The sequence below is a fragment of the Hymenobacter tibetensis genome (assembly GCF_022827545.1).
Classification (GTDB): domain Bacteria; phylum Bacteroidota; class Bacteroidia; order Cytophagales; family Hymenobacteraceae; genus Hymenobacter; species Hymenobacter tibetensis.
The window spans coordinates 3,236,205-3,260,605 of record NZ_CP094669.1; the positions used below are offsets into that span (position 1 = coordinate 3,236,205).

General features: G+C 54.0%; 21 protein-coding genes. 13 read left to right on the forward strand and 8 right to left on the reverse strand.

Annotated features, from left to right (window positions below; all coding sequences use genetic code 11):
* Positions 1–99: 99 nt before the first annotated feature.
* The 3 genes from MTX78_RS13000 to MTX78_RS13010 form a co-directional block, all read right to left on the reverse strand.
* Positions 100–2,469: an ABC transporter permease gene (locus MTX78_RS13000; RefSeq protein WP_243794799.1), complete on the reverse strand. Its 2,370-nt coding sequence runs from the start codon at positions 2,467–2,469 to the stop codon at positions 100–102.
* Positions 2,470–2,530: 61 nt separating this feature from the next.
* Positions 2,531–3,220, reverse strand: a complete 690-nt coding sequence (locus MTX78_RS13005; RefSeq protein ID WP_243794800.1) for an ABC transporter ATP-binding protein — start codon at positions 3,218–3,220, stop codon at positions 2,531–2,533.
* Positions 3,221–3,269: 49 nt separating this feature from the next.
* Positions 3,270–4,529, reverse strand: a complete 1,260-nt coding sequence (locus MTX78_RS13010) for an efflux RND transporter periplasmic adaptor subunit (RefSeq protein ID WP_243794802.1) — start codon at positions 4,527–4,529, stop codon at positions 3,270–3,272.
* 312 nt (positions 4,530–4,841) lie between these two features.
* On the opposite strand from MTX78_RS13010, the gene MTX78_RS13015 reads away from it, so the two are divergent.
* Positions 4,842–6,224, forward strand: coding sequence for a sigma-54-dependent transcriptional regulator (locus MTX78_RS13015; protein WP_243794808.1), 1,383 nt, complete (start codon positions 4,842–4,844; stop codon positions 6,222–6,224).
* On the forward strand, positions 6,214–7,566 hold the full coding sequence (locus tag MTX78_RS13020; RefSeq protein WP_243794813.1) for a sensor histidine kinase: 1,353 nt from the start codon (positions 6,214–6,216) through the stop codon (positions 7,564–7,566). The genes MTX78_RS13015 and MTX78_RS13020 overlap by 11 nt, the downstream gene beginning before the upstream one ends.
* 1 nt (position 7,567) lies before the next feature.
* Here the strand turns inward: MTX78_RS13020 and MTX78_RS13025 are convergent, their stop codons facing one another.
* A complete protein-coding gene (locus tag MTX78_RS13025; protein WP_243794820.1) occupies positions 7,568–7,918 on the reverse strand; it encodes a low molecular weight protein tyrosine phosphatase family protein in 351 nt (116 codons plus the stop codon).
* Positions 7,919–8,107: 189 nt separating this feature from the next.
* Between MTX78_RS13025 and MTX78_RS13030 the strand changes: the two genes are divergently transcribed.
* From MTX78_RS13030 to MTX78_RS13055, 6 genes are all read left to right on the forward strand, one after another.
* Complete coding sequence (locus MTX78_RS13030; protein ID WP_243794821.1) at positions 8,108–9,619, forward strand: TolB family protein; 1,512 nt, start codon at positions 8,108–8,110, stop codon at positions 9,617–9,619.
* A 102-nt stretch (positions 9,620–9,721) separates the two neighbouring features.
* Positions 9,722–11,038: a gluconate:H+ symporter gene (locus MTX78_RS13035; protein ID WP_243794823.1), complete on the forward strand. Its 1,317-nt coding sequence runs from the start codon at positions 9,722–9,724 to the stop codon at positions 11,036–11,038.
* Between the two features lie 194 nt (positions 11,039–11,232).
* Entirely contained in the window at positions 11,233–11,745 is a 513-nt protein-coding gene (locus MTX78_RS13040; RefSeq protein ID WP_243794824.1) for a gluconokinase, read from the forward strand.
* A gap of 238 nt (positions 11,746–11,983) precedes the next feature.
* Positions 11,984–12,607 carry a TetR/AcrR family transcriptional regulator gene (locus MTX78_RS13045; protein WP_243794831.1) on the forward strand — a complete coding sequence of 208 codons (624 nt, stop codon included), beginning with the start codon at positions 11,984–11,986 and terminating at the stop codon, positions 12,605–12,607.
* A 445-nt stretch (positions 12,608–13,052) separates the two neighbouring features.
* A complete protein-coding gene (locus tag MTX78_RS13050) occupies positions 13,053–13,331 on the forward strand; it encodes a phosphopantetheine-binding protein (protein ID WP_243794833.1) in 279 nt (92 codons plus the stop codon).
* A gap of 42 nt (positions 13,332–13,373) precedes the next feature.
* The gene (locus MTX78_RS13055) at positions 13,374–13,811 is read left to right on the forward strand and encodes a hypothetical protein (protein WP_243794835.1); all 438 of its coding nucleotides are present in this window, start codon (positions 13,374–13,376) and stop codon (positions 13,809–13,811) included.
* Between the two features lie 13 nt (positions 13,812–13,824).
* Here the strand turns inward: MTX78_RS13055 and MTX78_RS13060 are convergent, their stop codons facing one another.
* The 4 genes from MTX78_RS13060 to MTX78_RS13075 all read right to left on the reverse strand — a co-directional run bounded on the left by MTX78_RS13060 (position 13,825) and on the right by MTX78_RS13075 (position 17,821).
* The gene (locus MTX78_RS13060; protein ID WP_243794836.1) at positions 13,825–14,526 is read right to left on the reverse strand and encodes a DUF2625 domain-containing protein; all 702 of its coding nucleotides are present in this window, start codon (positions 14,524–14,526) and stop codon (positions 13,825–13,827) included.
* Between the two features lie 90 nt (positions 14,527–14,616).
* Positions 14,617–15,999 carry a DEAD/DEAH box helicase gene (locus tag MTX78_RS13065; RefSeq protein ID WP_243794838.1) on the reverse strand — a complete coding sequence of 461 codons (1,383 nt, stop codon included), beginning with the start codon at positions 15,997–15,999 and terminating at the stop codon, positions 14,617–14,619.
* A 78-nt stretch (positions 16,000–16,077) separates the two neighbouring features.
* A complete protein-coding gene (locus tag MTX78_RS13070) occupies positions 16,078–16,590 on the reverse strand; it encodes a GNAT family N-acetyltransferase (RefSeq protein WP_243794840.1) in 513 nt (170 codons plus the stop codon).
* 49 nt (positions 16,591–16,639) lie between these two features.
* Positions 16,640–17,821 (reverse strand): THUMP domain-containing class I SAM-dependent RNA methyltransferase, encoded by a 1,182-nt coding sequence (locus MTX78_RS13075; protein WP_243794841.1) that lies wholly within the window; start codon positions 17,819–17,821, stop codon positions 16,640–16,642.
* A gap of 264 nt (positions 17,822–18,085) precedes the next feature.
* Between MTX78_RS13075 and MTX78_RS13080 the strand changes: the two genes are divergently transcribed.
* From MTX78_RS13080 to murB, 5 genes are all read left to right on the forward strand, one after another.
* A complete protein-coding gene (locus tag MTX78_RS13080) occupies positions 18,086–18,547 on the forward strand; it encodes a carboxypeptidase-like regulatory domain-containing protein (protein ID WP_243794843.1) in 462 nt (153 codons plus the stop codon).
* A gap of 245 nt (positions 18,548–18,792) precedes the next feature.
* Positions 18,793–19,818 carry a methyl-accepting chemotaxis domain-containing protein gene (locus MTX78_RS13085; RefSeq protein WP_243794845.1) on the forward strand — a complete coding sequence of 342 codons (1,026 nt, stop codon included), beginning with the start codon at positions 18,793–18,795 and terminating at the stop codon, positions 19,816–19,818.
* A gap of 339 nt (positions 19,819–20,157) precedes the next feature.
* Positions 20,158–21,189 (forward strand): acyltransferase family protein, encoded by a 1,032-nt coding sequence (locus MTX78_RS25440; protein WP_394805582.1) that lies wholly within the window; start codon positions 20,158–20,160, stop codon positions 21,187–21,189.
* Between the two features lie 365 nt (positions 21,190–21,554).
* Positions 21,555–22,958, forward strand: a complete 1,404-nt coding sequence (locus tag MTX78_RS13090; protein ID WP_243794847.1) for a sugar MFS transporter — start codon at positions 21,555–21,557, stop codon at positions 22,956–22,958.
* A 386-nt stretch (positions 22,959–23,344) separates the two neighbouring features.
* Complete coding sequence (gene murB, locus MTX78_RS13095) at positions 23,345–24,367, forward strand: UDP-N-acetylmuramate dehydrogenase (RefSeq protein ID WP_243794849.1); 1,023 nt, start codon at positions 23,345–23,347, stop codon at positions 24,365–24,367.
* Positions 24,368–24,401: the final 34 nt, after the last annotated feature.

Below are 24,401 nucleotides of genomic sequence, written 5' to 3' on the forward strand. Positions count from 1 at the left end.
TACAAGCAAAAGCAGATAGGCAATTTTTAGTGGCAGCCTACCACCCAACCGCCCGCTTTGGCCGTGGCACCACGCAAGCCGACAGCCAGCACCGCGTCCTTATTGGTCGCGTAAGCAAAGGACCGGGTTGACCCGCGCCGCGCGCATAGCCTGCGTCCCGACCGTGAGCCAGGCGACGAGCAGCGCCAGCAAACCGGCTCCGAGGAAGTACCAGAACTCCAGCGTTATTCGGTACTCGAAGCTGTTGAGCCACTGGCTTACCACCAGGTAGCTGACGGGCAAAGCCAAGACGATAGCCACTACTACTAGTTTGGTAAGGTCGCTCGACAGCAGGTAGACGATGCTCAGTTCACTGGCCCCCAATACTTTGCGCACGCCTATTTCCTTGCGCCTTCTCTCAGCCGTGAAAGCCGTCAAGCCCAACAAGCCCAGGCAGGAGATGATGATAGCCAGGCCCGCAAAGTAGCGCGAGAGCACCGCCACGCGCCGCTCCGAGGCGTATTGGGCTTGGTGGGCGGCATCCAGAAACTGGTAATCGAGCGTGAGGCCCGGGTTGAACTGCTGGTAGAATCGCTGAATTGCTTGGATGGTCTCTTGCTCGCGGCCAGGGGTGAGTTTGACCAGCACGGTGCCGGCCGCCTGCGGCTCCAGCCGGAAGATGAACGGCTCTACTTTTTCGTGGAGCGACTCGTAGTGGAAATCTTTGGCTACGCCCACAATCTGCGTTTTACCCAATACTTTGCCCACCGGATTCTGCATGCCCAAGGCTGCTACCAAAGCTTCGTTGACGATGATCTTGGTGCTGTCGGAGCGGAACTGCCGGGAAAAGCGGCGGCCCGCTTTCATCTGAATACCCAGCGTTTCCAGCATGTCGTAGTTTACGGCCAGGTTGTTTACGGGTATTTTGTGGCCTTCCCACTCTAGCTGTGGCCCCATTCCTTGGGGGCCAACCACCACGAAGGAGCCCCACATACCCGACGCGTTTGCTACCCCCGGCAGCTGCTTGAGCTCGGCCAGAAACGCCGCGGGCTGTTGCGCAGCTCTGCCCGCCGTTTCGAAATAGATGATGTTGTTTTTGTCGTACCCCAGGTCCTTGCTCTGCACGAAGGCCACCTGACGATGCACCACCAACACGCAAACAATGAACAGCACCGACAACGCAAACTGAAACACCACCAAGCCCTTGCGCATCCAGAGGTCGGCCATCGAATTTCGGAGCGTCCCCCTGAATACTGTGGCTGGCTTGAACCCCGACAAGTAGAAAGCCGGGTAGCTGCCCGCCAGCAGCCCCGTCAGCAAGGCAATGCCCAGGAAGGCCCCACTGCTCTTGAGACTTAGCTCTAGTGCTAGCTGCTTACCCGTAATTTCATTGAACTGCGGCAACATTAGTTGCACCAGCATCACGGCCACAAACAAGGCCAGAAACGCCATCAGCACCGACTCGGCCAGGAAATGCACAACCAATGCCGCCCGGCTGGCTCCCAACGTTTTCCTGACGCCAATTTCTCTCACCCGGCGCGTGGCTTTGGCCGTGGCCAGGTTCATGAAATTGATGCAGGCAATCAGCAGTACAAACAAGGCAATGGCCGAAAACAACCTAACGTACTGGATTCGTCCGCCCGCGTGCGCGCCATTTTCAAATTCACCGTACAGGTACGCATCGGAATATGGCTCTACGAAAAGCGTACGGCTCTTATTCTTGGCACTTTTGCCTTGCAATAGCTTTGCAATCTTGCTGTTGAATTGGGCGGTATTGGCGCCTTCCTTTAGCACGATATAAGTGTGAAAAGGCCCATCATCTTCCCAGGTTATTCGCTGCCCCATCTTCATGATGTCCTTGAATGCATCGAAGGTCAGCACGAAATCAAACCGCTCAGTGGAATTAGGCGGAATGGGCCCAAACACGCCCGAGACAATACAGGTCTGCTTCAGATCCGCCATCCCCATCTGCCACTCCACCGACTTTCCCACGGCATTTTGAGGCGTGCCGAACAGCGCAATTGCCATCTGTTGGGAAAGCACAATGGCTGATTTGTTTGCTAATACCCGACTAGCATCGCCTTGAATAAGCGGATAAGTGAAGATGCGGAAGAAGTTTTCAGCCGCGCATTTTCCTACGGCCCGCACATTCTTGTTTGCCCCTACTAGCGTGAACTGAGGGAAAAAAGCGGGAGGCGTAACGACGGCAGCGGCTTCAATTTCCGGCATTTCTTCTACTAGGGCCTCGGCCAGCAGCGGATGGGTACCCCAACGGGTGTTGATGCCTTGGTCGGTGCGCACGTTTTCCATCACCCGGAAAAGCCGGCTGTCGGTGGCGTGGTACTTATCAAAGCTCAACTCATCGTTCACCCACAGGTACACCACCAAGGCACACGCCAACCCCGTGGATAGCCCAATCAGGTTGATAAAAAACGTGGTTTTAAACCGCTTGAAGTTGCGGTAAATCAGGAGCAGGGAATGCCAAATCATGCCGCTAAGCCTTAGGTATAAATAGAATCAGGATGCTGCCAATGCAATAGAAGCCCGAAACTCAGGTGGTGAACTGCTTGTGCACGTTCTCCATCACCACCTCGCCGTCGAGCAGGCGGATAACGCGGTGGGCATAGCGGGCGTCGTGCTCGGAGTGCGTCACCATGATGATGGTAGTGCCCGCCTCATTTAGTTCGGTGAGCAGTTCCATCACCTCGTTGCCGTTGCTGGAATCGAGGTTGCCGGTGGGTTCGTCGGCCAGAATGAGGCGGGGCGCATTGATAACGGCCCGGGCCACGGCCACGCGTTGCTGCTGACCACCCGAAAGCTGCTGCGGGAAGTGGTTGCGGCGGTGCATGATCTGCATCTTTTCCAGCACCTTGTCCACCTTTTCTTTGCGCTCGGCGGCTCCTACACCCAAGTAAATCAGGGGCAGCTCCACGTTTTCCACCACGGTGAGTTCTTCAATCAGGTTGAAGCTTTGGAACACGAACCCTAGATTACGTTTGCGTAAATCGGCCCGCTTCCGTTCGTTGTAGTGCGCTATTTCGGTGCCAGCAAATTGGATGCTGCCGCCATCGGGCTCGTCGAGCAGCCCGATGATGTTGAGCAAGGTGGACTTACCGCAGCCCGAAGGGCCCATAATGGCCACGAACTCGCCCTCGTTTACCACCAGTGATACTTTGTTCAGGGCTTTGGTTTCCACTTCCTCGGTGCGGTACACTTTGTCCAGGTTTTCGATCTTGATCATGGGGCTGGTTGTTGAGCGTTAATTCCTGTTTCTGGCGCTGTATCGTTGGTTACTGCTGCTTTTCCTTGAGCACTAATTCGCCCATGTCCTCGTAGCCTTCGTAGCTGGACGTCACCACTTTGTCGCCGGGCTTCAAGCCTTCTAGCACCTCGAAGTACTCGGGGTTTTGCCGCCCCAGGCGGATGTCGGCTTTATAGGCGGTGGCTCCGTTTTCACTGACCTTGAAAATCCAGTTGCCGCCTGTTTTCTGGTTGAAGCCACCTTTGGGCACCAGCACGGCCTGCGTTTGGTCGCTGAGGGCTAGGCGCACCTGCAAGGTTTGGCCGCGTCGCACGCTCGGCGGCGTTTCCTTGGTGAACTCCATATCCACTTGCAAGCCCTTGGTTACTTGGGTGTAAATCTTTTTCACGGCCAGCTCATAGCGCTTGCCTTCCAAGGTGAATTCACCTTTCTGGCCCGGAAAAATGCGCGAGATATAGTACTCGTCTATGTTGGCGCGCACCTTCAAGCCATTGAGCATATCAATCTGGCCGATGCGCTGCCCCCGGGCTTTCAACTCCCCTATTTCAGCGTTCAGGGAAGTGATGCGGCCCGCCACCGGGGCTTTAATGGTTAGGTCATCCATCTTCTTATGCATCAGCGCCAGGTTGCTTTGCATGCGCCCCACCGACTCCTGCATCTGGTTGATTTGCTGGCGCATCGCCACCGAATCTTGCAGCAAGGTTTGCTTGGTGAGCTGGCGCTTGCGCACCTGGTACTGGTAGGTGTTCTGGCTCTCGTTGAACTCCTGCCGCGATATTACTTTTTGCTCGTACAGGTTTTTGTTGAGCTCATAGATGCGCTTGGCCTCTCTCAGTTTGTAGTCGGTGTCAGCAAACTGGTTGAGCTGCTGAATGCGGTTTTGCTGCATCAGGTTGCGCGTGTTCTGCAGGTTGTTCATCAAATCGAACACAGCTGTTTCGCGGTTCACCATTTCCAGTTGCAGATCGGTGTTGGCTAGCTGAATGATAGGCTGGCCGGGGGTGAGCGTGGCGCCGTCTTCCACCAAAATGTTCTTTACCGTTCCGCCTTCGGTGGCATCCAGGTAAATAGTTTTGATGGGCATCACCGTCCCGTCGATGGAGATAAACTCCTGGAAGGTGCCCTTGGTCACCTCACTGATGGTGATGCGCTCGGGGTCTACGTTTAGCTTGGTGGGGCCAGCGGTGGAAAAGAAGCTAACCGCCAACAACCCCATGACTAGCACCACCCCGGCTAGGAGAAGGAGCTTGCGTAGCGTCCAGGTTTTCTTTTGAATAGGTACGTCCATGTTGGTAGGAATGCGTTGCTTGCCTTTGCACCGCTTTCGGCAAGTATCTAGTAAGAATAATGCCGGTTGCATATTGCATTGATTGCCAATTGATTAAGTCAATTCCTTTTTCAGTAAGCCGTACTATTGTTCGCTTTCGATACAAATCAGTGTTCGATATTGATACACTTTTGCGGACAGCTTCCCAGAAAAGCCGCTTTAAAGGCCAGAAAGCGGGTTATTGTAAAGTAGTACAGTTTATGGTAGGTGAATCAGTACCTACTCCTGATGATTTCAAAGTAGCTTTCTAATTCCAGCATTACAGTAGTTTCAATGGCTTTTTCTAAGGCGCGAGTATTAGTGGTCGATGACGACAGGGACGTTCTGTTTGCTCTTAAAATGCTGCTCAAAACCGAGGTGCAGGAAGTGGTAACCGAGAAGAACCCTGAGAACTTATTGTCTGTGCTAAGCAAGCAGCCGTTCGATGTTGTCTTCTTGGACATGAACTTCAAGAGCAACCTTGGCACCGGCAACGAGGGCCTGTATTGGCTGAGCCGCATTTTGGAGCGCGACAAAAACGCAACGGTTATCATGATAACGGCCCACGGCGAAATCAGCACGGCCGTTCGGGCTCTGAAAGCTGGCGCCACCGATTTCATTGTGAAGCCGTGGCACAACGAGAAGTTTTTGGAGACGCTGCATGCCACCCTGCAGCACAATAGCACCCGCAAAACCAGCGAAACGCCTACCACGGCCAAACGTGCGCCTTCCTTCGCCGACGTGGCCATGCTCGGCGAATCGGAACCCATGCAGGAGCTGTTTCATAAGATAGAAAAGATAGCGCCTACCGAAGCCAATGTGCTGTTGCTGGGCGAAAATGGCACCGGCAAAGAACTGGCGGCCAAAGCCTTGCACCAACGTTCTTTCCGCGCCAGCAAGCCATACGTTACGGCCGACCTGGCGGCTATGAGTGAGGGCATTTTCGAGAGTGAGCTATTCGGCCACAAGAAAGGCTCGTTCACTGATGCCAAAGACGACCGGGTGGGCCGCTTCGCGGCGGCTTCTACGGGCACCTTGTTTCTCGACGAAATCGGGAATATTTCGCTGCCGCAGCAAGCCAAGCTGCTGACGGCCTTGCAAAACCGGCAGGTAATTCCGCTAGGCAGCAACGTTCCGGTGCCTATCGATATTCGGTTGATTTCGGCCACCAACGCGCCCTTGTATGAGCTAGCTGCCAAAAATCAGTTTCGCAAAGACTTGATTTACCGCATCAACACCGTGGAAATAACCCTTCCTCCGCTGCGCGAGCGGGGCAACGATGTGGTGTTGCTGGCGAAACATTTTGCGGGCCTATATGCCACCCGCAACCATAAGCCCATTCCGGAGTTCGAACCAGCCACGTTCAAAAAGCTGCAACAGCACCCCTGGCCCGGCAACATCCGGGAATTGCAGCACGCCGTGGAACGAGCCGTGATTCTGGCGGAAGGCAACGTGCTACGCCCGCAAGACTTCACCTTCTCGGCCATGGAAATGGCGCTAGTGGCCAACCAACAGACACCGACTTACTTGGATGGCCCGCTGCAACTAAACGAGGTGGAAAAAAGCACCATTCTGCGCGTTATCGAGCGGCACAACGGCAACATCACCAAGGCGGCTAAAGAACTCGGCATCACCCGCACTGCCCTCTACCGCCGCCTGGAAAAACATGACCTTTAAACGGCTCGAAATCGGCATTTTCTTGCGGCTGCTCGGGCTGCTGGTGTTAGTGTACGCCGCGGTGTACTACGCGCACAAAGCCACCTATGCGCCGGTAATTTTCGCTGGGTTTTTGGTGGTAGCGCTGGTGGTGGAACTGGCGCGCTACATCACGCGCAGCAACAGAGAGCTGGCTAGCTTTATTCTGGCAGTGAAATACCGCGACTTTTCGCAGCATTTCAACGAGGACCATACCAACCCCTCGCTCAAGCAGTTGCACGTGGCGTTCAACGAAGTCAATTCCACCTTTCGGCAACTCAACGCCGAGAAAGAAGCGCAGTTTAAATACCTGCAAACCGTGCTGGAACTGATTGATACCGGCATTATTTCCTACGACGCCCAAGGGCAGGTGGAATGGGTGAACGAGTCGTTCAAGCAAACCTTAGAGCTGCCGTATCTGCACAATATTCATTCGCTCCAAAAGCGCCACGACGTGCTCTATGATGCCATTATGCACTTGGAGCCCGGGTTGCCAGCGGTGGTGAAGCTAACGGTCAGCAACAGAACAATGCAGCTGCTCTTGTCGGCCACATCGTTCAAGCTGCACGGCCGCAGCTTCACGCTTATTGCGTTCAAAAACGTCAGCCATGCCCTCGACGAAACCGAAACCGAGGCCTGGCAAAAGCTGCTCCGCGTGATGACCCATGAAATCATGAACTCGGTAGCGCCCATTGCCTCACTGGCCGATTCGCTGCGCCGCCACGTGCGCCTGGAGAAGGAAAAGGGCACGGAGTTGCTGCTTCACGACTCCGACCTGCTTGATGATGTGGAAGAAGGCATTGGCATCATCCAGCACCGCAGCGAAGGCCTGCTGAATTTTGCGCAGGTGTACCGCAATTTCAGCAAGATTACTATGCCCCTGCTAACCACCATTTATGTGCAGGAGCTTTTCAATAGCATTAGCGCGTTGCTGAAAAGCCAGCTTGCCGACCAGAACATCACCCTGCTGGTGTCGGTTGAGCCGCCTGAGCTGATGCTGCACGCCGACAGCCAATTAATGGAACAAGTGCTTATCAACCTGGTATTGAATGCCGCCCACGCCGTGGCAGGATGCGCTAACAGCCAGATTCAATTGGTTGGCAAAACCACAGACAACGACCACGTGGTAGTGGAAGTAATTGACAACGGCTGTGGCATTCCGGCCGACGTACTGGACAGCATTTTTATTCCGTTTTTCACCACTCACAAAAGCGGCAGCGGCATAGGCTTGAGCCTCGCCAAGCAGATTATGCATCTGCACAAAGGCCGGATTCACGTGCATTCGGTGGAAGGAACGGGCAGCGTGTTTCGGCTGGAATTTTAGGCTACAAGAGCGGAAGATGAGGTTGTAGCCGCTCCCGAAGCAGCTCCTGCAACACAGCATCCAGGAACTGGAACTTGTCGGGAATGCGCAGGTTGATGATGGTTTTGTTGGCCAGTTCTTCGCTGAACTTTGCCTGTAGCAAATCCGCGTGCTTGCGCTCCATGACAAAGACTACATCAGCCCAACCGATGTGCCCGGCCGTCACGCGCACCCGGGCGCCGGGTTCGGTGCCAGCCGAGCGGGCCTCGTAGGTCGCATGGTCGTCGAAGAGCCGTTCGGCCGTGAGGCTGCGCCACCGGTTCTGGCTGCAGATAAAGAGTAGTTGTGTAGCGTTGGGAGGGACGGTTGGCAAGTAGGCGGTGCTTTTTAAAGAGAGAGCAAAGCTACTTGCCAACCGTCGTTTGGACGCATGTAGTATGCCCAGAAAAAATTGCAGTACTTTCAGCCTGCCCGACAACGGACGGGTGTACTCTGCTTCTTCTACTTCCCGCCCGGCGCTATCCTGCTTTCGGCAGTAACGCTACCAACGCTCGTATCTGGCATGAAACCTTACGTTTACACCACTCTGCTCTTGCTGCTTGTGCTTCTATGCTCACCCGCATACAGCCAACAACAAGTAGGAGTATTTGACGGCAGCCAGGACGTTGGCACGCAAGTCAAGGCAGGCTCCGCCACCTACTTGCCCGCCACCCAGCAGTACGTGGTAACCGGCGCGGGTGCTAATATCTGGCTAGACAAAGACGAGTTTCGGTACGTCTACAAGAAAATGAAAGGCGATTTTCTGCTCTATGCCCGGGCCGAGTTTGTGGGGGCCAGCGGCATAAATCCGCACCGTAAGATGGGCTGGATGGTGCGCCAGAGCCTGCAAGGCAACGCTCCCCACGTCAGCGCCATCGAGCACGGCGACGGGCTGACCTCCTTACAGTACCGCCGCACCGCCGGGGCCGCCACCGAAGAAACGCGCGCTACCATCACCCACGCCAACATTCTGCAGCTGGAAAGAAAAGGCAACACCTACACCATGCGGGTAGCGCAGTTCGGGCAGCCGTTCGTGACCCAGCAAGTAACCGAGGTGAACCTAGGCGACGACGTGTACGTGGGCTTGGCAGTCTGCTCTCACGATGCCGACGTTACGGAAACCGGCGTTTTCCGGGATGTGCGCATCGTGGTGCCAGCGCGCGAAGGCTTGGTGCAGTACCGCGAGTATCTGGGTAGCAGCATTGAGTTGCTGGAAATAGCTACTGGCAACCGCGAAGTACGGTACACTTCCCCCAAATCGTTGCAGGCGCCCAACTGGACTCCCGATGGCAAAAGCCTGATCTACAACAGCGACGGGCTGATGTATACTTTCAACCTCGCCTCCAATCAGCCTACGGTTATTCCCACGGCCGAAGTTAAAAGCAACAACAACGACCATGTGCTTTCCTTTGATGGCACCATGCTCGGGTTGAGCAGCGGCGTCGAGAAGTTGGGGGGCTCCATTGTGTACACGGTGCCTACCAGCGGCGGCAAACCCAAGCAAATCACGCCCCGCGGCCCGTCTTACCTACACAGTTGGTCGCCGGATGGCAAGAACCTGCTGTTTACTGGGCAGCGCACCGACGATTTTAATATCTACCGAATTCCGGCGACTGGCGGCAAGGAAGTGCGCCTAACCAGCGCCCCTGGCCTCGACGACGGCCCGGAATATACGCCCGATGGCAAGTACATCTACTTCAACTCCAACCGCACCGGCACCATGCAGATCTGGCGCATGCGGGCAGATGGCAGCGAGCAAGTAGCCGTAACCAACGGCGACTTTCAGGACTGGTTTCCGCACATCTCGCCCGACGGGAAGTGGATTGCGTTTGTCTCGTTTCTGAAAGAGGAAGTAGCGGCCGGCGACCATCCTTTCTACAAGCACGTGTATTTGCGCCTGCTGCCCATAGCCGGCGGCCAGCCCAAGGTTATTGCCTACGTGTACGGGGGCCAAGGCTCCATGAACACGCCTTCCTGGTCGCCGGATAGCAAGCGCGTTGCCTTTATCAGCAACAGCACCACCGTCGCTGAGTAGGGCGCCTCAAGTCCTTGGTGTGCTAGTATATAGCCGGTTTTTATTTAGGTGATAGACGCTCCTTATTGCGTGTTACTTCTCATCGTTCACTGTTCGTAAGCTATGCCTTTACTCCTCGTTGTGGCGGCGGTTATTTTGCTGCTGATTTTAACTATCGTCTTCAAGCTCAATGCTTTCTTGTCGTTGATTATCGTGGCCGTTGGGCTAGGCTTAGCGGAAGGCATGGCCGCCAAGGATGTGCTGGTCTCAATCCAGAACGGCATGGGCAGCATTCTTGGGTCGGTGGTGATGATTATCGGGTTTGGGGCCATGCTTGGCAGCTTGCTCATTGAGAGCGGGGCGTTGCAGCGCATCACCTATCAGCTTATCAAAATCTTTGGTATCAAGCATATTCAGTGGGCGGTGCTGCTCACGGGGTTTGTGGTGGGCCTGCCGATGTACTACATGGCGGGCTTCGTGCTGCTGGTGCCCCTGGTGTTTTCTATTGCCGCCTCTACGCGGCTGCCCCTGCTGTACGTGGGCATGCCGCTGGTAGCAGCCCTTTCCGTCACGCACGGCTACCTGCCGCCGCACCCGGGCCCCACGGCCATTGCGGCGCTTTTCAAAGCCGATTTTTCTTTAACGCTGCTCTACGGATTGGCCATTGCCGTGCCCGCCGTCATTATTGCCGGCCCTATTTTTTCTCGCACCCTGAAGCGCTACAATCCTTCGGCACCCACTACCATCGCTATGCCCCGGCACTTCACCGAAGACGAAATGCCGGGCTTTGGCGTCAGTTTATTTACGGTCCTTACCCCCATCCTACTCATGACGCTGGGGGCCGTGGCTACCCTCACCTTGCCCGCCACCTCGCACACCCGGCAAGTGGTGGAATTCATCAGCGACCCGAGCCTGGCCTTGTTGATTTCGGTGTTGGTAGCCATGGTTACGCTCGGCCTCAACCGCGGCAAAAGCATGAAGGAGGTTATGGATCTGTTTTCGACGTCTATTGCCGGCATTGCTATGATTTTGCTGATTATTGGCGGGGGCGGGGCGCTCAAGCAAATCATGGTAGACAGCGGTGTCAGCGTCTATATCACCACGCTTTTCACGGGCATGCACATGTCGCCGCTGTTTATGGCGTGGGCCATTGCGGCTATTTTGCGCGTCTGCCTGGGCTCTTCCACAGTGGCTTCGCTGACAGCGGGCGGGATGGTGCTACCCCTGATAGCCACTTCCGCCGTGAAACCCGAACTCATGGTGCTGGCTGTAGGAGCCGGTAGCCTGGTGTGCTCTCACGTCAACGACCCCGGTTTCTGGATATTCAAGGAGTACTTCAACCTGACTATTCCGCAAACCCTAGCCACCTGGACCGTCATGGAAACCCTGGTGTCACTTGTAGGGCTGGTAGGAGTTTTTGCGCTGGATGCTGTTCTATAATCCGGCATTCCCTGTATTACAGCCCCGGCACTGAATACTCTCATTGGCAAGTAGTTGCTAGCGCGCATCAAAGTTTTCCGGTTGTCTGCTGCTGCCATTGAAAACCTAGCCTGTTGGCTGATGTTGTGATGCCGCAGTACACTGGAGCTTGAACTTATGCGTACAACACGTTACTACTATTGAAGCAAAGAACTATGGAGCGTACTGTGTTTGTTGTGATGGGCGTGTCGGCCAGTGGCAAAACTACTATTGGCGGCTTGCTAGCCAAGCGTTTAGGGATACCCTTTCATGATGCCGACGATTTTCATTCGGCGGCCAACGTGGCCAAAATGGCTAGTGGCACCCCCCTCACCGACGAAGACCGCCAAGGCTGGTTGGCGCAGTTGGCGCAGGCTATTGGGGAATGGGAAAAGACGGGTGGCGCAGTGCTAGCCTGCTCAGCGCTGAAGGAAGCGTACCGCCGCACGCTGCAAGGTGGAGCACAACAACCTTTGCAGTGGGTGTACTTGGATGGCTCACGCGAGTTGCTGCACAATCGCCTCCTGGCCCGCAAAAACCATTATATGGGCGCCGACATGCTCGACTCGCAATTAAACACACTGGAAGAGCCGGCCTACGGTATCCGAGTGGTTTTGCAGAAAGACCGCAGCCCGCAAGAAGTGGTAGCTGAAATTATGCGCGCCTACACCCCAACTCCAACCGAATAAGGCTCCTGCGTTGCGTTGGGCTGTGTTTTGCCAGAACAATCCAGCGGGCACATTTAGCTTCCACCCAGCAGCTTATGGCTACTATCCTCGTACTCGCGCTTACAGGCTAGCGACATGAATATCGGAGCTACAGGACTGACTGGATTTTCCTGGCGAGTGCAATACAAACAAGGATAGGTTTTATTTTTTTCGACTAGAAAAATAATTCGGTCGAAATCTCTGTATATTTGCTGCCCATATGCTTCCGCACTCTCTCTCTGCGCCCGTCAGCCCTCAGTCAAAAGAGGACGCCATCCGCGAAAGCGTGATGCAGGCGGCGCAGCACCTATTCCAGCAGCATGGCCTCGACAAGGTAACGCTGGAAGATGTGGCCAAGGCTATTGGCAAGGGCAAGAGCACCTTGTATTACTACTACAAAAGCAAAGAGGAAATCTTTACGGCAGTAATGAGCCGTGAAATCGACAATGTGATAACTCAGGTAGCGGAGGCGGTTGCGCACGCCAGCACTGCCGAAGAAAAACTCTTCTCTTTTTGCGCCACTAAACTCTGCGCCTTGCGCAAAAAGCTAGCGCTTTACAACATCGTTTGCAGTGAGATGAACACTCAGGCAGAGTTTGGCTGTATGATGCGTCAGCGCTATTTCAAGCGCGAAAGTGTGCTGCTCAAAGGCATCATCACCTTCGGTATTGCGAGGGGTGAACTCCAGGCAATGAGCGAGCAGGACTTGAACACGCTGGTTTTTGTTGTGCTCAGTGGCTTGCACGGGTTGGAGATGGAAATGTTGGTCAACGACAACTTTGACATGCTCGACTCCTCTATTGCCCTCCTCACCCGGACCCTTATTCACGGCATCAAGGCTTAATTTTTTTGCCTGACTTTCGACCAATATTACTTTTCAGTCCATTAGCTATTCAAGATTCGTTTTTTATCAAGCAAGCAACAACACTTCGCCAAATTTTCGACTCGAAAACCATTTAGGTCCACTAGGCCACTCACCTTACGTGTAAACTACAGCCTCTTCCTGTACTTAACTCCCGCGCTAGCAGCACTAGCCAGTAGAAGTACAGCAACACCACCTACTACACTGCCCATCGGGCAGTGCATTGGTAGCCAACACCTTTTTCGTGTTCTCCACTGCACGAACTGCCAGTGGCATACGCTCCCACTGCAGCTGCTACAGTGCTGAGTGCAAGCCTCGTTCTATTTCAACCACCATTTTTCTGGCAAGATGTAAGGCAAATCGTCAGCTCTTACGTCTACCCTTGCAGCATGGCACAGCCCTGCTTCCCTTTTCCACTTTTCACGCTATGCATTCCCAGCCTTACCTCGCCAACACCTCTACTCACATAGCTCAAAAAGTTCGGCGCATCATCAGCAGACGGAAAGACATCAAGCTCCAACGCCTGCAATTCACTTCCACCTTCCGCGAATTGAATTTCGATCTGGTCGACGTCGTCGATATCATTCTGGAATTGGAGCGCAGCTTCCACCTCACCATTCCCGACGAAGTTCCCCTGCACACCATCGGCGACTTCGTGTACTGCGTGGCCAATTACCACGCTGCAGACCAACAGAAAGCCGCCTAACCGGCGCACCAGCAGACTTTTCTCAGGATTTCCACCTTCATCATGGCTTTCAAGCGCGGAGTATTTTTCTCCCTGGCATTCAGTGCCGTCTTGCTATTACAGACCTCTACCAGACCTGCTCCCCGAGACGGAGACGCCCCTACCCTACCGGCTTCGTTCACTTCAAACTCGGTAGCCCTACCATCTCAACCAGCCCTCACCGCGCAGCAGCCCGACTCGCTACGCCCAATCCTTGCTGGGGCTCGTGGGCACGTAATTCAGTTGTTTTTTGGGGCCGGCCAGCCCGTACAAGCCGGCCAGATACTAGCGAAAGTGAGCGAAGAAATCGTTGGTTCCTCGCGCTACACTATAGCCTTCGTAGTAGCCCCCACCGCCGGCGTCATGGCCGAAACGCACTTACAACCCGGCGATTTTCATCACCCCAAAACCGTATTAGCCTTATTGCGCATTCCTACTGACACCCTATCGAAGTCGCACTAGGCTTGCCTTTAACTTACTTCTCTTCAGAGGGCTTCTGGCGCTGGGCGGCGTCCATCTGAAAAGTCCATAGCTCGGCGACCGGAACGGGTTGGCGGCTACTGGTTTCTACGGCTCCTTCTTTGGTCCAGAGGAATGGATAGAAGGACAAGCCCGTGTTGCCGTTTAGTTGGCTGGTTTCCTGTTGCCAGCCTTTCCAGCGCATTGACGAATAAAACCGAGAGATGTCTCCTGAGAAGCACCACTCAATGAATTGCGAATAGCTTAAATCGAGGGGTTCCCACGTTAGTTCGTCGGGGGCGAAGTAGTACAGTTTGCCTAAGTCAGGACCTAAAGCGCCGCCGTTGACAGCGAAGAAACCACCTACCACGTCATCTGCAACAAGCAGATAACTAGGTGCCTCGCCATATTCCTGAAACGTTTTGCCCTTGTTCCACTCCGGGAGGCTGCGGTTTAGCCGGTCATGACCAGACCCAAGAATCCGCAGCCACCCGTTGTCGACCAGGATTCCGCCTGACTCATACACGATAGCGCCCATCGGGGAGCGAGTGGTGACTTGCGTTTGCAAGAGAGCGGTGGGTGCTTTTGCTGCGTCACGCGGCAAGATTTCCACCTTGTTTTTGGCGTGCTTCTGCCACCCAAGCACCAGCGGCCAACCGCTGTCCTGCGTGTTGAGCAGTTCTGATAGGGGCCGCATGGGCTTGCTGCTCTGCGCCATAGAATGGAGAAAGGGAGTCGTAATAAGTAACAGTACAACAGATAAGCGGAAGCGCATAGCCGGCAGTGGAGTCTGGCAACGAGTTAGCGTTTACTCCACCAACGACACGCGCACTTTCTTGCCTTTTACCTTGGCCCCGAGCAGGCGTTGTAGCACATCGGGCGCCAGCTGGCGCGGCACGGCCACGTAGCTATAATAGTCGAACACCTCGATATGGCCGACTTGCTCGCGCGTGACGCCGCCCACATTCACGAAGGCACCTACCAAGTCGTGGGCACTGACTTTGTCTTTCTTGCCGGCCGTAACGTGAATGGTAACATTCTCCGGCTTAGGGGCTTTGGGCGCAGCTGGTGGCAGCTTGGGCGCTTTCATGTCGCGCCACTGAATGCTAGAAGCCACCGGCCACTTTTGCACGTGGGCTTGCTCTTTAAGCGTGGCCAACAGGTGCGCAGTGCCCTCGGCCCCGGCGCGGGCCGTTCGGCCGGCGCGGTGCTGGAAGCTGTCGGCTTTATCGGGCGCGTCGTACTGCACCACTGTATCGAGCAAGGTCACGTCGAGGCCGCGGGCTGCTACGTCGGTGGCTACCAGCACCTGGCTGGAGCCGTTGCGAAGTTTGAGCAGGGCTTTGTCGCGCTCTGGCTGGGGCATTTTGCCATGCAACAGCTCCGCTGCCACTTCGCGGCCTTGCAGGAACCGTACGAGTTCGGTGCACTTGTCGCGGGTGTTGCAGAAAATGAGGGCGCGGCCCGTTTCAGGCTGGCGCAGCAGGTGCAACAGGGCCGCGGGCTTCAACTCAATGGGGCCAACATGCCCAATCAGTTTTAGGTTTTCGGGCAGTCGGTCATCGTCTTGGCCGAGGTTGATCACGCGTGGGCGGGTGAGGTTCTTCCGAATCAGGTCCAGCACCTTGTCCGACATGGTAGCCGAGAACAGCAACGTCTGCCGACGGCGCGGCAGGCGCTTCACAATCTCCACCAGCTCGTCCTGAAAGCCGAGTTCCAGCAGCTTATCGGCTTCGTCGAGCACCAGGGTTTTTAGCTGGTTCGGGATAATGGTGCGCCGCTCGAAGTGGTCGAGCAAACGGCCGGGCGTGGCTACCACCACGTGCGGCGCCTGCTGCAGCGAAGCTGTTTCTTCGCGGAAGGCATGGCCCCCGTAGAACGCCGCCACCCGCAAATTGGGTAAGTATTTACCGAGTTTCTTGAGCGCATCACGCACCTGCAACGCTAGTTCACGGGCAGGCACCAGCACAATCATCTGCACGGCATCGTTCTTCACGTCCACTTGCTGCAACAAGGCCAAGCCGTAGGCAGCGGTTTTGCCGGAGCCGGTAGGCGCTTGGCCTGCTACATCCTGCCCATCGAGCGTGAGCGGCAATACCTGCTCCTGCACGGGCGTGGGCGTGATAAACTGGAGTTCTTCCAGAGCTTGCAGAAGGGAGGGCGCGAGGCCAAGGTCAGCGAAAGAGGGCATGAGGCAAGGGATTAGCCCGCAAAGGTACGCAAAGCTCGCCCCTTAGCCTGCACTAGCCTCGCAAACCACTCTCGCAGCCTACAGTTCTTTGTAATAATAGGCGGTGGCGTGCAAGGACCCGTCGGGGTTAGCGGCGTAGCGCGGAATCTCGCCCGCTTTCTGCCAGCCCAGATGGTGATACATAGCCGCAGCCGGCGAGTCGGCAATGGTATCCAGCACCAGCAAGCTCCGGTTGTGCTGACGAGCAAATACTTCGACGGTGGCCAACAGTTGGGAAGCTATGCCCTTGCCACGTGCTACTTGCAGTACTTGTAGTTTCTGCACTTCGGCGCGGTGTATCCCATTGGTTTTCAGCACAAGGGATAGCTGGATGGTGCCTACCACAGTTCCGTCTTCCTCTTCGGCCACCCATAAAGCCAAGCCAGGCCCCAGCGAGGAAAAAACGCTGTCCCAGTACGCATCGGCCTCGGCGGGAGTGGTGTCAGCCAAGAACCCAACCGATGCTCCTCCTGCAATACTATCAAGCAACACCTCACGCAGGCTTGCCAGCAAATGCGCCTCACCGCTTTCCACTTTCCGAATAGTCGTCATTACAGAGTATGTTGAACGAACACCAACTCTAGAGTTCTTGGAAGGAGAGCTACGCCGATTTGGGGCGGCGGCTGCCTTGGTATAGCTCGTATTTCAACAAGCGGCAATCAATGGGGCCGTTGAAAAGTGGGATGCGGCGCGAAGCCTTCAGGCCCACGCGCTTGGCGGCCTCCAAGTTGCCCGTAAAAATGTAGGCGTCGTAGCCCTGGAAGCCGGTTTTGAGCGTGTCTCCAATGGCTTTGTAAAGGGCATCCATTTCGGTTTCCTCCCCAATTCGTTCGCCGTAAGGCGGGTTCATCACTACCAGGCCCGGCTCGCCTTTGGGAGCAGTGGCATCCTTCACGTCGCGCACGGAAAGGAGAACGAAGTCTTCGAGGCCCGCCGCCGACACGTTTTCGCGCGCCAAGTTGATGTACTCGGGCGAAATATCGGAGCCCACAATCTGCGCTTGGGGCTCTTCGAGGCGAGCTTGTTCGGCGTCGAGTCGCACCGAATCCCACAGGGCCTGGTCGAAGTCGGGCCAGTTCTCGAAGCTAAACTTGCCTTGGTGATAGAGGCCCGGGGCAATGCGTTGGGCAATGAGAGCCGCTTCAGTGAGGATGGTGCCCGAGCCGCACATGGGGTCAACCAACGTTTTGCGGCCGTCCCAATCAGCGAGGAGCAACAGCCCCGCGGCCAGAATTTCGTTGAGCGGGGCCACGTTGGTTTGCTGACGGTAGCCACGGCGGTGCAGCGAGTCGCCGCTGGCATCGAGGCTCAGCACTACCTCATTCTCGATCATGTGCAGGTGCAGCCGGATATCAGGATTCTTGACGTCCACGCTGGGCCGCTCGCCGGTTCGGTTGCGAAACTGATCAACGATGGCATCCTTGGTAAGCTGGGCCACGAAAAGCGAGTGCTCCAGGTTGGACTTGTTGACTACGGCCGTAATGGCGAAAGTCTGGTTGGGTTGGATGTAGTCGGCCCAGTTAATGCGGCCAGTTTCGCGGTAAAGCGTTTTCTCATCGGGAGCATAGAAACCCGCAAAGGGACGCAGAATACGGATGGCCGTGCGGCACCACAGGTTGGCTTCGTAGCAGAGCTGCATGTCGCCGCTGAACTCCACGGCCCGCTGGCCCACCTTGTCGATGGTGGCACCGAGTTGGTGCAGTTCTTCGGCCAGCACCTCTTCCAGGCCAAACTGGGTGGTGGCAGTCATGTAGAACGGGGCGGAGCGGCGAGATTGGGCCATGCAGAGGAGTGGTGAGATGAAGCAGCAAAGGTCGGGAATGTTGGCGGGCTATGCATGGGTAACTTCTCTCGACCTGGCAGTTCCTCCTTATACCACCTGCGCTTATGGTTGTAATATTAAACGTATATTTTGTTGTCGTTGGAGGTTGCAGCAATCAAGCTACTGTTGATTGGAATACCGCAACTAAGTAGCAGCACTACGAACGTTAGTAGTAAGCGCAACATTGATTACATAAAGGATATACAAACGAATAAATATATCATAATGGGAAAAATATTAATTCTACTTATTTCACTAATTTTTTCAAATATCACTCTGTATTCACAGAATAAAACACTTAAAGGGAGAGTAATATCTGATCAATTTGACGCTTTGCCAAGAGTTTCAATTACAATTAATGACACAACCAAAGTTGGAGAAACAGACTTAAATGGTTGCTTTCAAATAGATATTCCTATTTCCGTAAATAAACTATCATTTAGCACTGTTGGAACAGAGCTAGCATCCATAGAACTTACGGACAGATGCAATGAAATAGATATTGCAATGATGTTAAGTTGCACCTGTGATTTTATGACTCCCAAGAAGGTAGACAAATATCGAATGAAAAAATTTAACAAACTACCAGAACTTCATAAAGAAGGGTTTAAGAAAGGTATATTTAAAACAGAATATGCTTGCTACACTAGATACTTCAAACCTAATTTGTATAAAAATAAAAATTAACATGTAATTGATCGTTTACTTTTAGTAGAATAAGGCACAAGGACATAAGGAATAGAAATTACATTTACTCTCTCATATTAATTACACAATTGAATCAAAGCCAACGTTTTTTGAGTACCAATACTGATAGCATTGCCTAAGCGGGGAGCTATCGAGCTACCAACTCCGGCTGCATGAACACGTATGGGCGTCAACAGCAGGCCGCATTCCAGCGGCGCTGCCGTACGGCTCTTTTCCTTTCTGCTATGGCTCGTGGTTCCTTTCTCTTTGACCCCAACAAAAGCTCGCTGTTCTACTTGCTGCTTTTCCTAAGCTTACTGATCCTTGGGCTAACTGCCTCGGAGGCCATGAGCGGGCACTACTCCATCATTGGCAGTGTAGCTTCATTTCTGGGGCTGTTCGTAGCTTTTCAGAGCTGGAAGGCCGCTGATGATGCTTCGCGCAATGCCGATGAAGCCTTGCATCAAATGAACCAGCTGGCCCAAGAAACCCGCCAACTGGTGGAAAGAAGCAACACTGTAGAAGAACAAATCAAAAGCGCCGTCACGACCATCAGTGACGCTACGCGAGAACTCTACAAGGGCTTCCAGCCCATTATGCAAGAGGTGCGCAAGTTTCTGGCTGAATCGGAAAACAGCGAATACCTAGCCATCATGACGGATTCGGCAGCCATTGGCACGTTCTACGTCCGCCACCACCGCCCGCCCCTCAACCAGCGGGAACTAAGCAGCCTCACCAACCAGATTCACGATTTGCTGCTAGAGCGTGCCCGCGACGCCCGCGAGTTTTACATGGCCACGCTGGCGGCCGACGAATCGCCCGAGGCCTTTCCGCCTACGCAAGACCAGAACGGGCTGTTCCATCACTACGTGCAGGGCGTGTGGCAGCAGTTTCACCCAGAGGCCCCTATCTCGGCGGAAACCTGGGACGAACACCGGGCACGGCACTTGGCTACGCTGCACCAACTGCAAGAAACCTTTGCCAGCCTCTCCGAGCACCGCGAACAAAAAGCCGCTGGCCTGCCATTGCACCGCACGCTGCCCGTGCTACCCCTGCAACTCTTCATTCGCTTCAATGCCGAAAGCCATGAGCCGTTCAGGGCGCTGGTTGTGTTCCTGGGCCAATACAACCTCGACCGGGTAGCCGATGCCCGAGCTCTCCAAACCACCGACCCTGAGTTAGTTCGCACCTTTATCAGCATGTTCGAGAGCCTCACCAGCCTCGACGATACGCCCGCCTATCAGGCATTGCGCAAGCAGTTCCCCTTGTAAAACACAAGGCCACAGCAAGCAGATTATTTTTTACATGATTATACCTCGTCCATAGTACATAAATTTGCTTCTATCGTTCTTTCCCAATCAGATACAAGTAGGTAGCAAGAAGCGGGTAAGGAGATTGAAGCAGTATGCACAGGCACTCATAATCCGCTTCCTTAAATAGCAACAACAAAAATTACACGACTTATTTGCCTGCTGTAGACTATTCACGCGCTTATTATTTCTGCAACAAGTATTCGCTATGCAGTAGCGTCTGTTTATTTTATTATTCAACTAAATTACGATAGGAACATTACTGATTTCCTGCTTTAGTAGCATTTGCATTAAAAATTTATGCTGAAACCACAACCACTTGGCACTAGCGGTCAGCTTGACAGCTTACTACTCTTGCGTGGAATTGCTGTTATACTGGTCTGCCTATGCCATTTCGGGGACAACTTGTCTGAAGGCCACGCGTTTGCCGAGCTTTTTTATATATTCTATCAATATGGCAAATACGGGGTGCATGTATTTTTCGTGATTTCGGGATTTATTATTCCCTATAGCCTTTATAAAAGCAACTATACTATAAGTAGCTTACCTACTTTTCTGGCTAAGCGAATTTTAAGGTTACATCCTCCTTATTTGGCGGCTCTGTTTCTAACCTTAGTTATCATGTTCCTCTCCTACAAAGTCAGAGGGCTAGAATTTCCAGAAAGCTTTTCCTCGATTGCAAAGAGCGTAGTGTATTTACATATTCCGCCCGATAACCCTGTATTCTGGACACTGCTCGTTGAAGCTCAATACTATTTATTTATTGGGTGTTTTTATGTGCTTCTCGTACACTATCAGAAGCTATGTATCTACGCAGTAATGCCTCTCCTATTAGTCATAAGCTATCTTTTCACGTCAGAAGACCAATCACTTGTACGGTACATTGTATTTTTTCTAATTGGGAATGTATGCTTCCTATTGTATGCCAAAAACGATTATTTCTTTTTAAACCTGCTAAGCATAGGGTACTTGCTGGTGTTCACGGCATTGTTTTACGAAACCGCCGAATTCCTTTTCACATCTTTTACGTTACTTTTTATCCTGGCTTTCCGACAGCCTATTTCTAAATTATTGCTGTTTCCTGGGCAAATTTCATACTCTATCTATCTTATTCATTTTCCTATTGGCATGAAGCTCATCAATCTTACCAAGAATAAGATAGATCCGTCCTATAGTTGGTTGTTGCTTGTTGTTGCATTAGTAGTCTCACTAGTAACCTCTTATATATTCTACATACTTTTTGAGAAGTATTCAGAAAGAGCATCAAAAAAAATCAGATACAAGCCGGTTTCACGGAGTTACCAAAGCATACAGAAAGAACCTACTATATAAGCACGCAATAACTCTACGCACTTATTTGTCTTTGCATACAGCCGTGTGCAAACACGCGTAGCAAGCTTTATTTATTGAAATATTTTTGATGAAATATTACTGTTAAACACTATGTTTCTGTACTGCCTGATATATATATATGTATACGATACAGAACGGTGTCATTACCTGTTGATAAGGCCTCAATCATATCAGCACAATACTGATTAGCGGGTCTCTTGCCTTTTTCATGGACGTTGTATAGTCTACTTCTGGGTTTAGCTAGAGGCACGGCAACTTGGCAGTACCGTTCCTTTTCGCCAGGATTCCATCTATTTGCTGCTGGCCACAAGCCAGCTTTTCTTTTTCCTGCCTATTTTGCCGGTATGGCAACTCCTCTCACTACTTCTCCTCCCCCCACTTCCACCGCTACGGCGCGTAGTTATGTGCTACCCATGGTGGCCATGACTTCGCTGTTCTTCCTATTCGGAGCCGTCACCAATTTCAATGACGTGCTGATGCCTTACTTGAAGGACCTCTGCCAGCTCACTGATTTGCAGTCATCGTTGGTACAAGGCGCGTTTTTTGGGGCGTATTTCCTGATGTCGCTGCCGGCTGGGTACGTGTTGCGGAGGCTAGGTTACCAGCGCGGTATTGTACTGGGGTTGCTGGTGATGGGTGGCGGAGCACTGCTGTTTATTCCGGCGGCTAATTCGCGGACCTTTGGGCTGTTTCTAGCGGCGTTGGGCGTGCTCGGCGCTGGTATCACGCTGCTGCAAGTGGCGGCCAATCCGTACGTATCGGTGCTGGGTTCGGCACAGCGGGCGGCCAGTCGGGTCAGTATTGTGGGGGTAGCCAACGGCTTGGGAGGCACCATTTCACCCCTGATTGGGGGCATGATCCTGTTCGGAGGCTCAGTTGCGCTGAAAGCCCAGCTGGCGGCGTTGCCCCTGCAAGAACGCTTGTCCCGAGAAGCTACGCTAGTAAAGCCTCTGTATCTGGGGCTGGCCGTGTTTCTGGCTGTGCTGTCCGGGGTATTTTTTCTGCTGAAACTTCCTGAAATCGAAAGCCTCCCCGCTGAGGAGGAAGCTGATACGGCTACGCTGGCTGCAACCACTGGCCGAAGCTCTGCCCTGGATTTCCCGCATCTGCTGCTCGGCATTGGCGCTATTTTCGTGTACGTGGGCGTAGAAGTGGGCTTAGGCTCTTTCCTGATTCGCTACGGAGAGTCGCAGGGCATAACCCAACTCAGCAACTTCACGCAGACGTTGGTGCGTGGGCTGAACGTGGCGACCAACTTTATTGCGGTGCTGGTGGGTCAGTCGCCGGCCCCCATTGATACTTCCGCGGGCTTCACAAAAGCCGTAGGGGCCGTGATGGTGGCTTCCTACTGGTTTGGGGTGATGGTAGGCCGCATCATCGGCATTCCACTGCTCCAGCGCTTCAACGACCGGCGGATGCTGGTGGGGGTGTGCGCGGCGGGGGTAATCTTGGTACTGGCGTCTATTCTTTCCACCGGCGAAACGGCGCTGTGGCTTATCGTGCTCTGCGGCTTGTGCAACGCCATCATGTGGCCTGTGGTTTTTCCGCTGGCTATCAAAGGGTTGGGACCTTTCACCAAGCAAGGTTCATCGTACCTGATTATGGCTATTGTAGGCGGCGCGGTAGTGCCGCCGCTCATGGGCTGGATTTCCACCAACGGCGGCGGGCTCCGGCTAGCCTTTGTGTTGCCGGCACTGTGCTACGCTTACTTGCTGCACTACGCACTGCGCGGTTACCGAGTGCGGTAGCGTTCAGAAGGCTCCATGTTCCGGCAAGCACACATTAATTGTCGAGTGGGCTAGAATCACCAACTACTTCAGCGGGCTTGCTGCGCAGAATGCCAGATCAGGAAGTTTCCTTGGTCTGGCATTCTGCTTGTTACACCTCAGAGCACGGTGCCAGTTTTTCTCTGGTGGCTTTGTCGCATCGGCTTTCACTAGGAGCTGCTCATGCTTCACCAAGCAAGCGGCCTGGTTTGGCGCACGTACTTGCTAGGCTGCTTTGCAATGCGAGCAGCAACTTCACTTCGTAGCTGAACACCACTGCCCAGTGGCCTGAAACTCTAGCTCGATAGCACAGCCCTGCGTCACGGTAGCACGCCTATCTTTGTACTCTTAGGCTTATTCCTTTTCGCATGGCTGCTACTCTCGAACACAACGTTTCACTTCGTCCTTACAACACGTTCAATTTGGAGGTGAAGGCCCGGCTGTTTGCCCGTTTCACTTCCACCGATGAGCTGCGGGACCTGCTGGCGCTGCCCGAAGTACAACACACCGAGCAACTGATTCTGGGCGGCGGCTCCAACTTACTCTTTACCAAGGACTTCGAGGGCGTGGTGCTGAAAAATGAAATTCGCGGCCTGGAAATTATCAGCCAAGACGAAGACACGGCCCTGGTCCGGGCCGGCGCCGGCGAGTCGTGGCACGGACTGGTGCAGTACACCCTGGATCAGGAGTTGAGCGGCATCGAGAACCTGTCGTTGATTCCGGGTACGGTGGGGGCGGCACCCTTGCAGAACATCGGAGCGTATGGCGCGGAGTTGAAAGACACCTTCGAGGCGCTGGAAGCCCTGGAAAAAGCAACCGGTCAGTTGCGGACGTTTTCGGTGGAGGAATGTGGGTTTGGCTACCGGGAAAGCGTGTTTAAGGGTCCGTTGAAAGACAAGTTTATCGTGACGAGCGTGGTGCTACGCCTGCACCGCCGCGCCCAAACCAACATCAGCTACGGCGCCATCCAAACCACGCTGCAAGACCTTGGCATCACCGACGAACCTACGCCGCGCCACGTGAGTGAGGCCGTCGTGCACATTCGGCGGAGCAAGCTCCCCGACCCTGCCGAAATCGGCAATGCTGGTTCGTTCTTCAAAAACCCGGAACTCTCGCAGCACAAATACGACGAGTTGAAAGCAAGATACCCCGACCTGCCCGGCTACCCCGTGCCCGGGGGCATGAAAGTACCCGCTGCCTGGCTGATCGAGCAATGCGGCTGGAAAGGGTTGCGCCGCGGCCCCCACGGCGTACACGACCGGCAGGCGCTGGTGCTCGTCAACCATGGTGGCGCCCAAGGCCAGGATATTCGGGATTTAGCCTACGAAATCATTGCCTCGGTGCGCGAGAAGTTCGGCGTAGAGCTGCATCCCGAAGTGAATATTATGTGATACCACAAGGCGTCGGCTGAAGACCAGATGCCGA

Coding starts and splice junctions, on each gene's coding strand:
- MTX78_RS13000 (WP_243794799.1), bottom strand. CDS start 2,469: ATGATTTGGCATTCCCTGCTCCTGATTTACCGCAACTTCAAGCGGTTT.
- MTX78_RS13005 (WP_243794800.1), bottom strand. CDS start 3,220: ATGATCAAGATCGAAAACCTGGACAAAGTGTACCGCACCGAGGAAGTG.
- MTX78_RS13010 (WP_243794802.1), bottom strand. CDS start 4,529: ATGGACGTACCTATTCAAAAGAAAACCTGGACGCTACGCAAGCTCCTT.
- MTX78_RS13015 (WP_243794808.1), top strand. CDS start 4,842: ATGGCTTTTTCTAAGGCGCGAGTATTAGTGGTCGATGACGACAGGGAC.
- MTX78_RS13020 (WP_243794813.1), top strand. CDS start 6,214: ATGACCTTTAAACGGCTCGAAATCGGCATTTTCTTGCGGCTGCTCGGG.
- MTX78_RS13030 (WP_243794821.1), top strand. CDS start 8,108: ATGAAACCTTACGTTTACACCACTCTGCTCTTGCTGCTTGTGCTTCTA.
- MTX78_RS13035 (WP_243794823.1), top strand. CDS start 9,722: ATGCCTTTACTCCTCGTTGTGGCGGCGGTTATTTTGCTGCTGATTTTA.
- MTX78_RS13040 (WP_243794824.1), top strand. CDS start 11,233: ATGGAGCGTACTGTGTTTGTTGTGATGGGCGTGTCGGCCAGTGGCAAA.
- MTX78_RS13045 (WP_243794831.1), top strand. CDS start 11,984: ATGCTTCCGCACTCTCTCTCTGCGCCCGTCAGCCCTCAGTCAAAAGAG.
- MTX78_RS13050 (WP_243794833.1), top strand. CDS start 13,053: ATGCATTCCCAGCCTTACCTCGCCAACACCTCTACTCACATAGCTCAA.
- MTX78_RS13055 (WP_243794835.1), top strand. CDS start 13,374: ATGGCTTTCAAGCGCGGAGTATTTTTCTCCCTGGCATTCAGTGCCGTC.
- MTX78_RS13060 (WP_243794836.1), bottom strand. CDS start 14,526: ATGGCGCAGAGCAGCAAGCCCATGCGGCCCCTATCAGAACTGCTCAAC.
- MTX78_RS13065 (WP_243794838.1), bottom strand. CDS start 15,999: ATGCCCTCTTTCGCTGACCTTGGCCTCGCGCCCTCCCTTCTGCAAGCT.
- MTX78_RS13070 (WP_243794840.1), bottom strand. CDS start 16,590: ATGACGACTATTCGGAAAGTGGAAAGCGGTGAGGCGCATTTGCTGGCA.
- MTX78_RS13075 (WP_243794841.1), bottom strand. CDS start 17,821: ATGGCCCAATCTCGCCGCTCCGCCCCGTTCTACATGACTGCCACCACC.
- MTX78_RS13080 (WP_243794843.1), top strand. CDS start 18,086: ATGGGAAAAATATTAATTCTACTTATTTCACTAATTTTTTCAAATATC.
- MTX78_RS13085 (WP_243794845.1), top strand. CDS start 18,793: ATGGCTCGTGGTTCCTTTCTCTTTGACCCCAACAAAAGCTCGCTGTTC.
- MTX78_RS25440 (WP_394805582.1), top strand. CDS start 20,158: ATGCTGAAACCACAACCACTTGGCACTAGCGGTCAGCTTGACAGCTTA.
- MTX78_RS13090 (WP_243794847.1), top strand. CDS start 21,555: ATGGCAACTCCTCTCACTACTTCTCCTCCCCCCACTTCCACCGCTACG.
- murB (WP_243794849.1), top strand. CDS start 23,345: ATGGCTGCTACTCTCGAACACAACGTTTCACTTCGTCCTTACAACACG.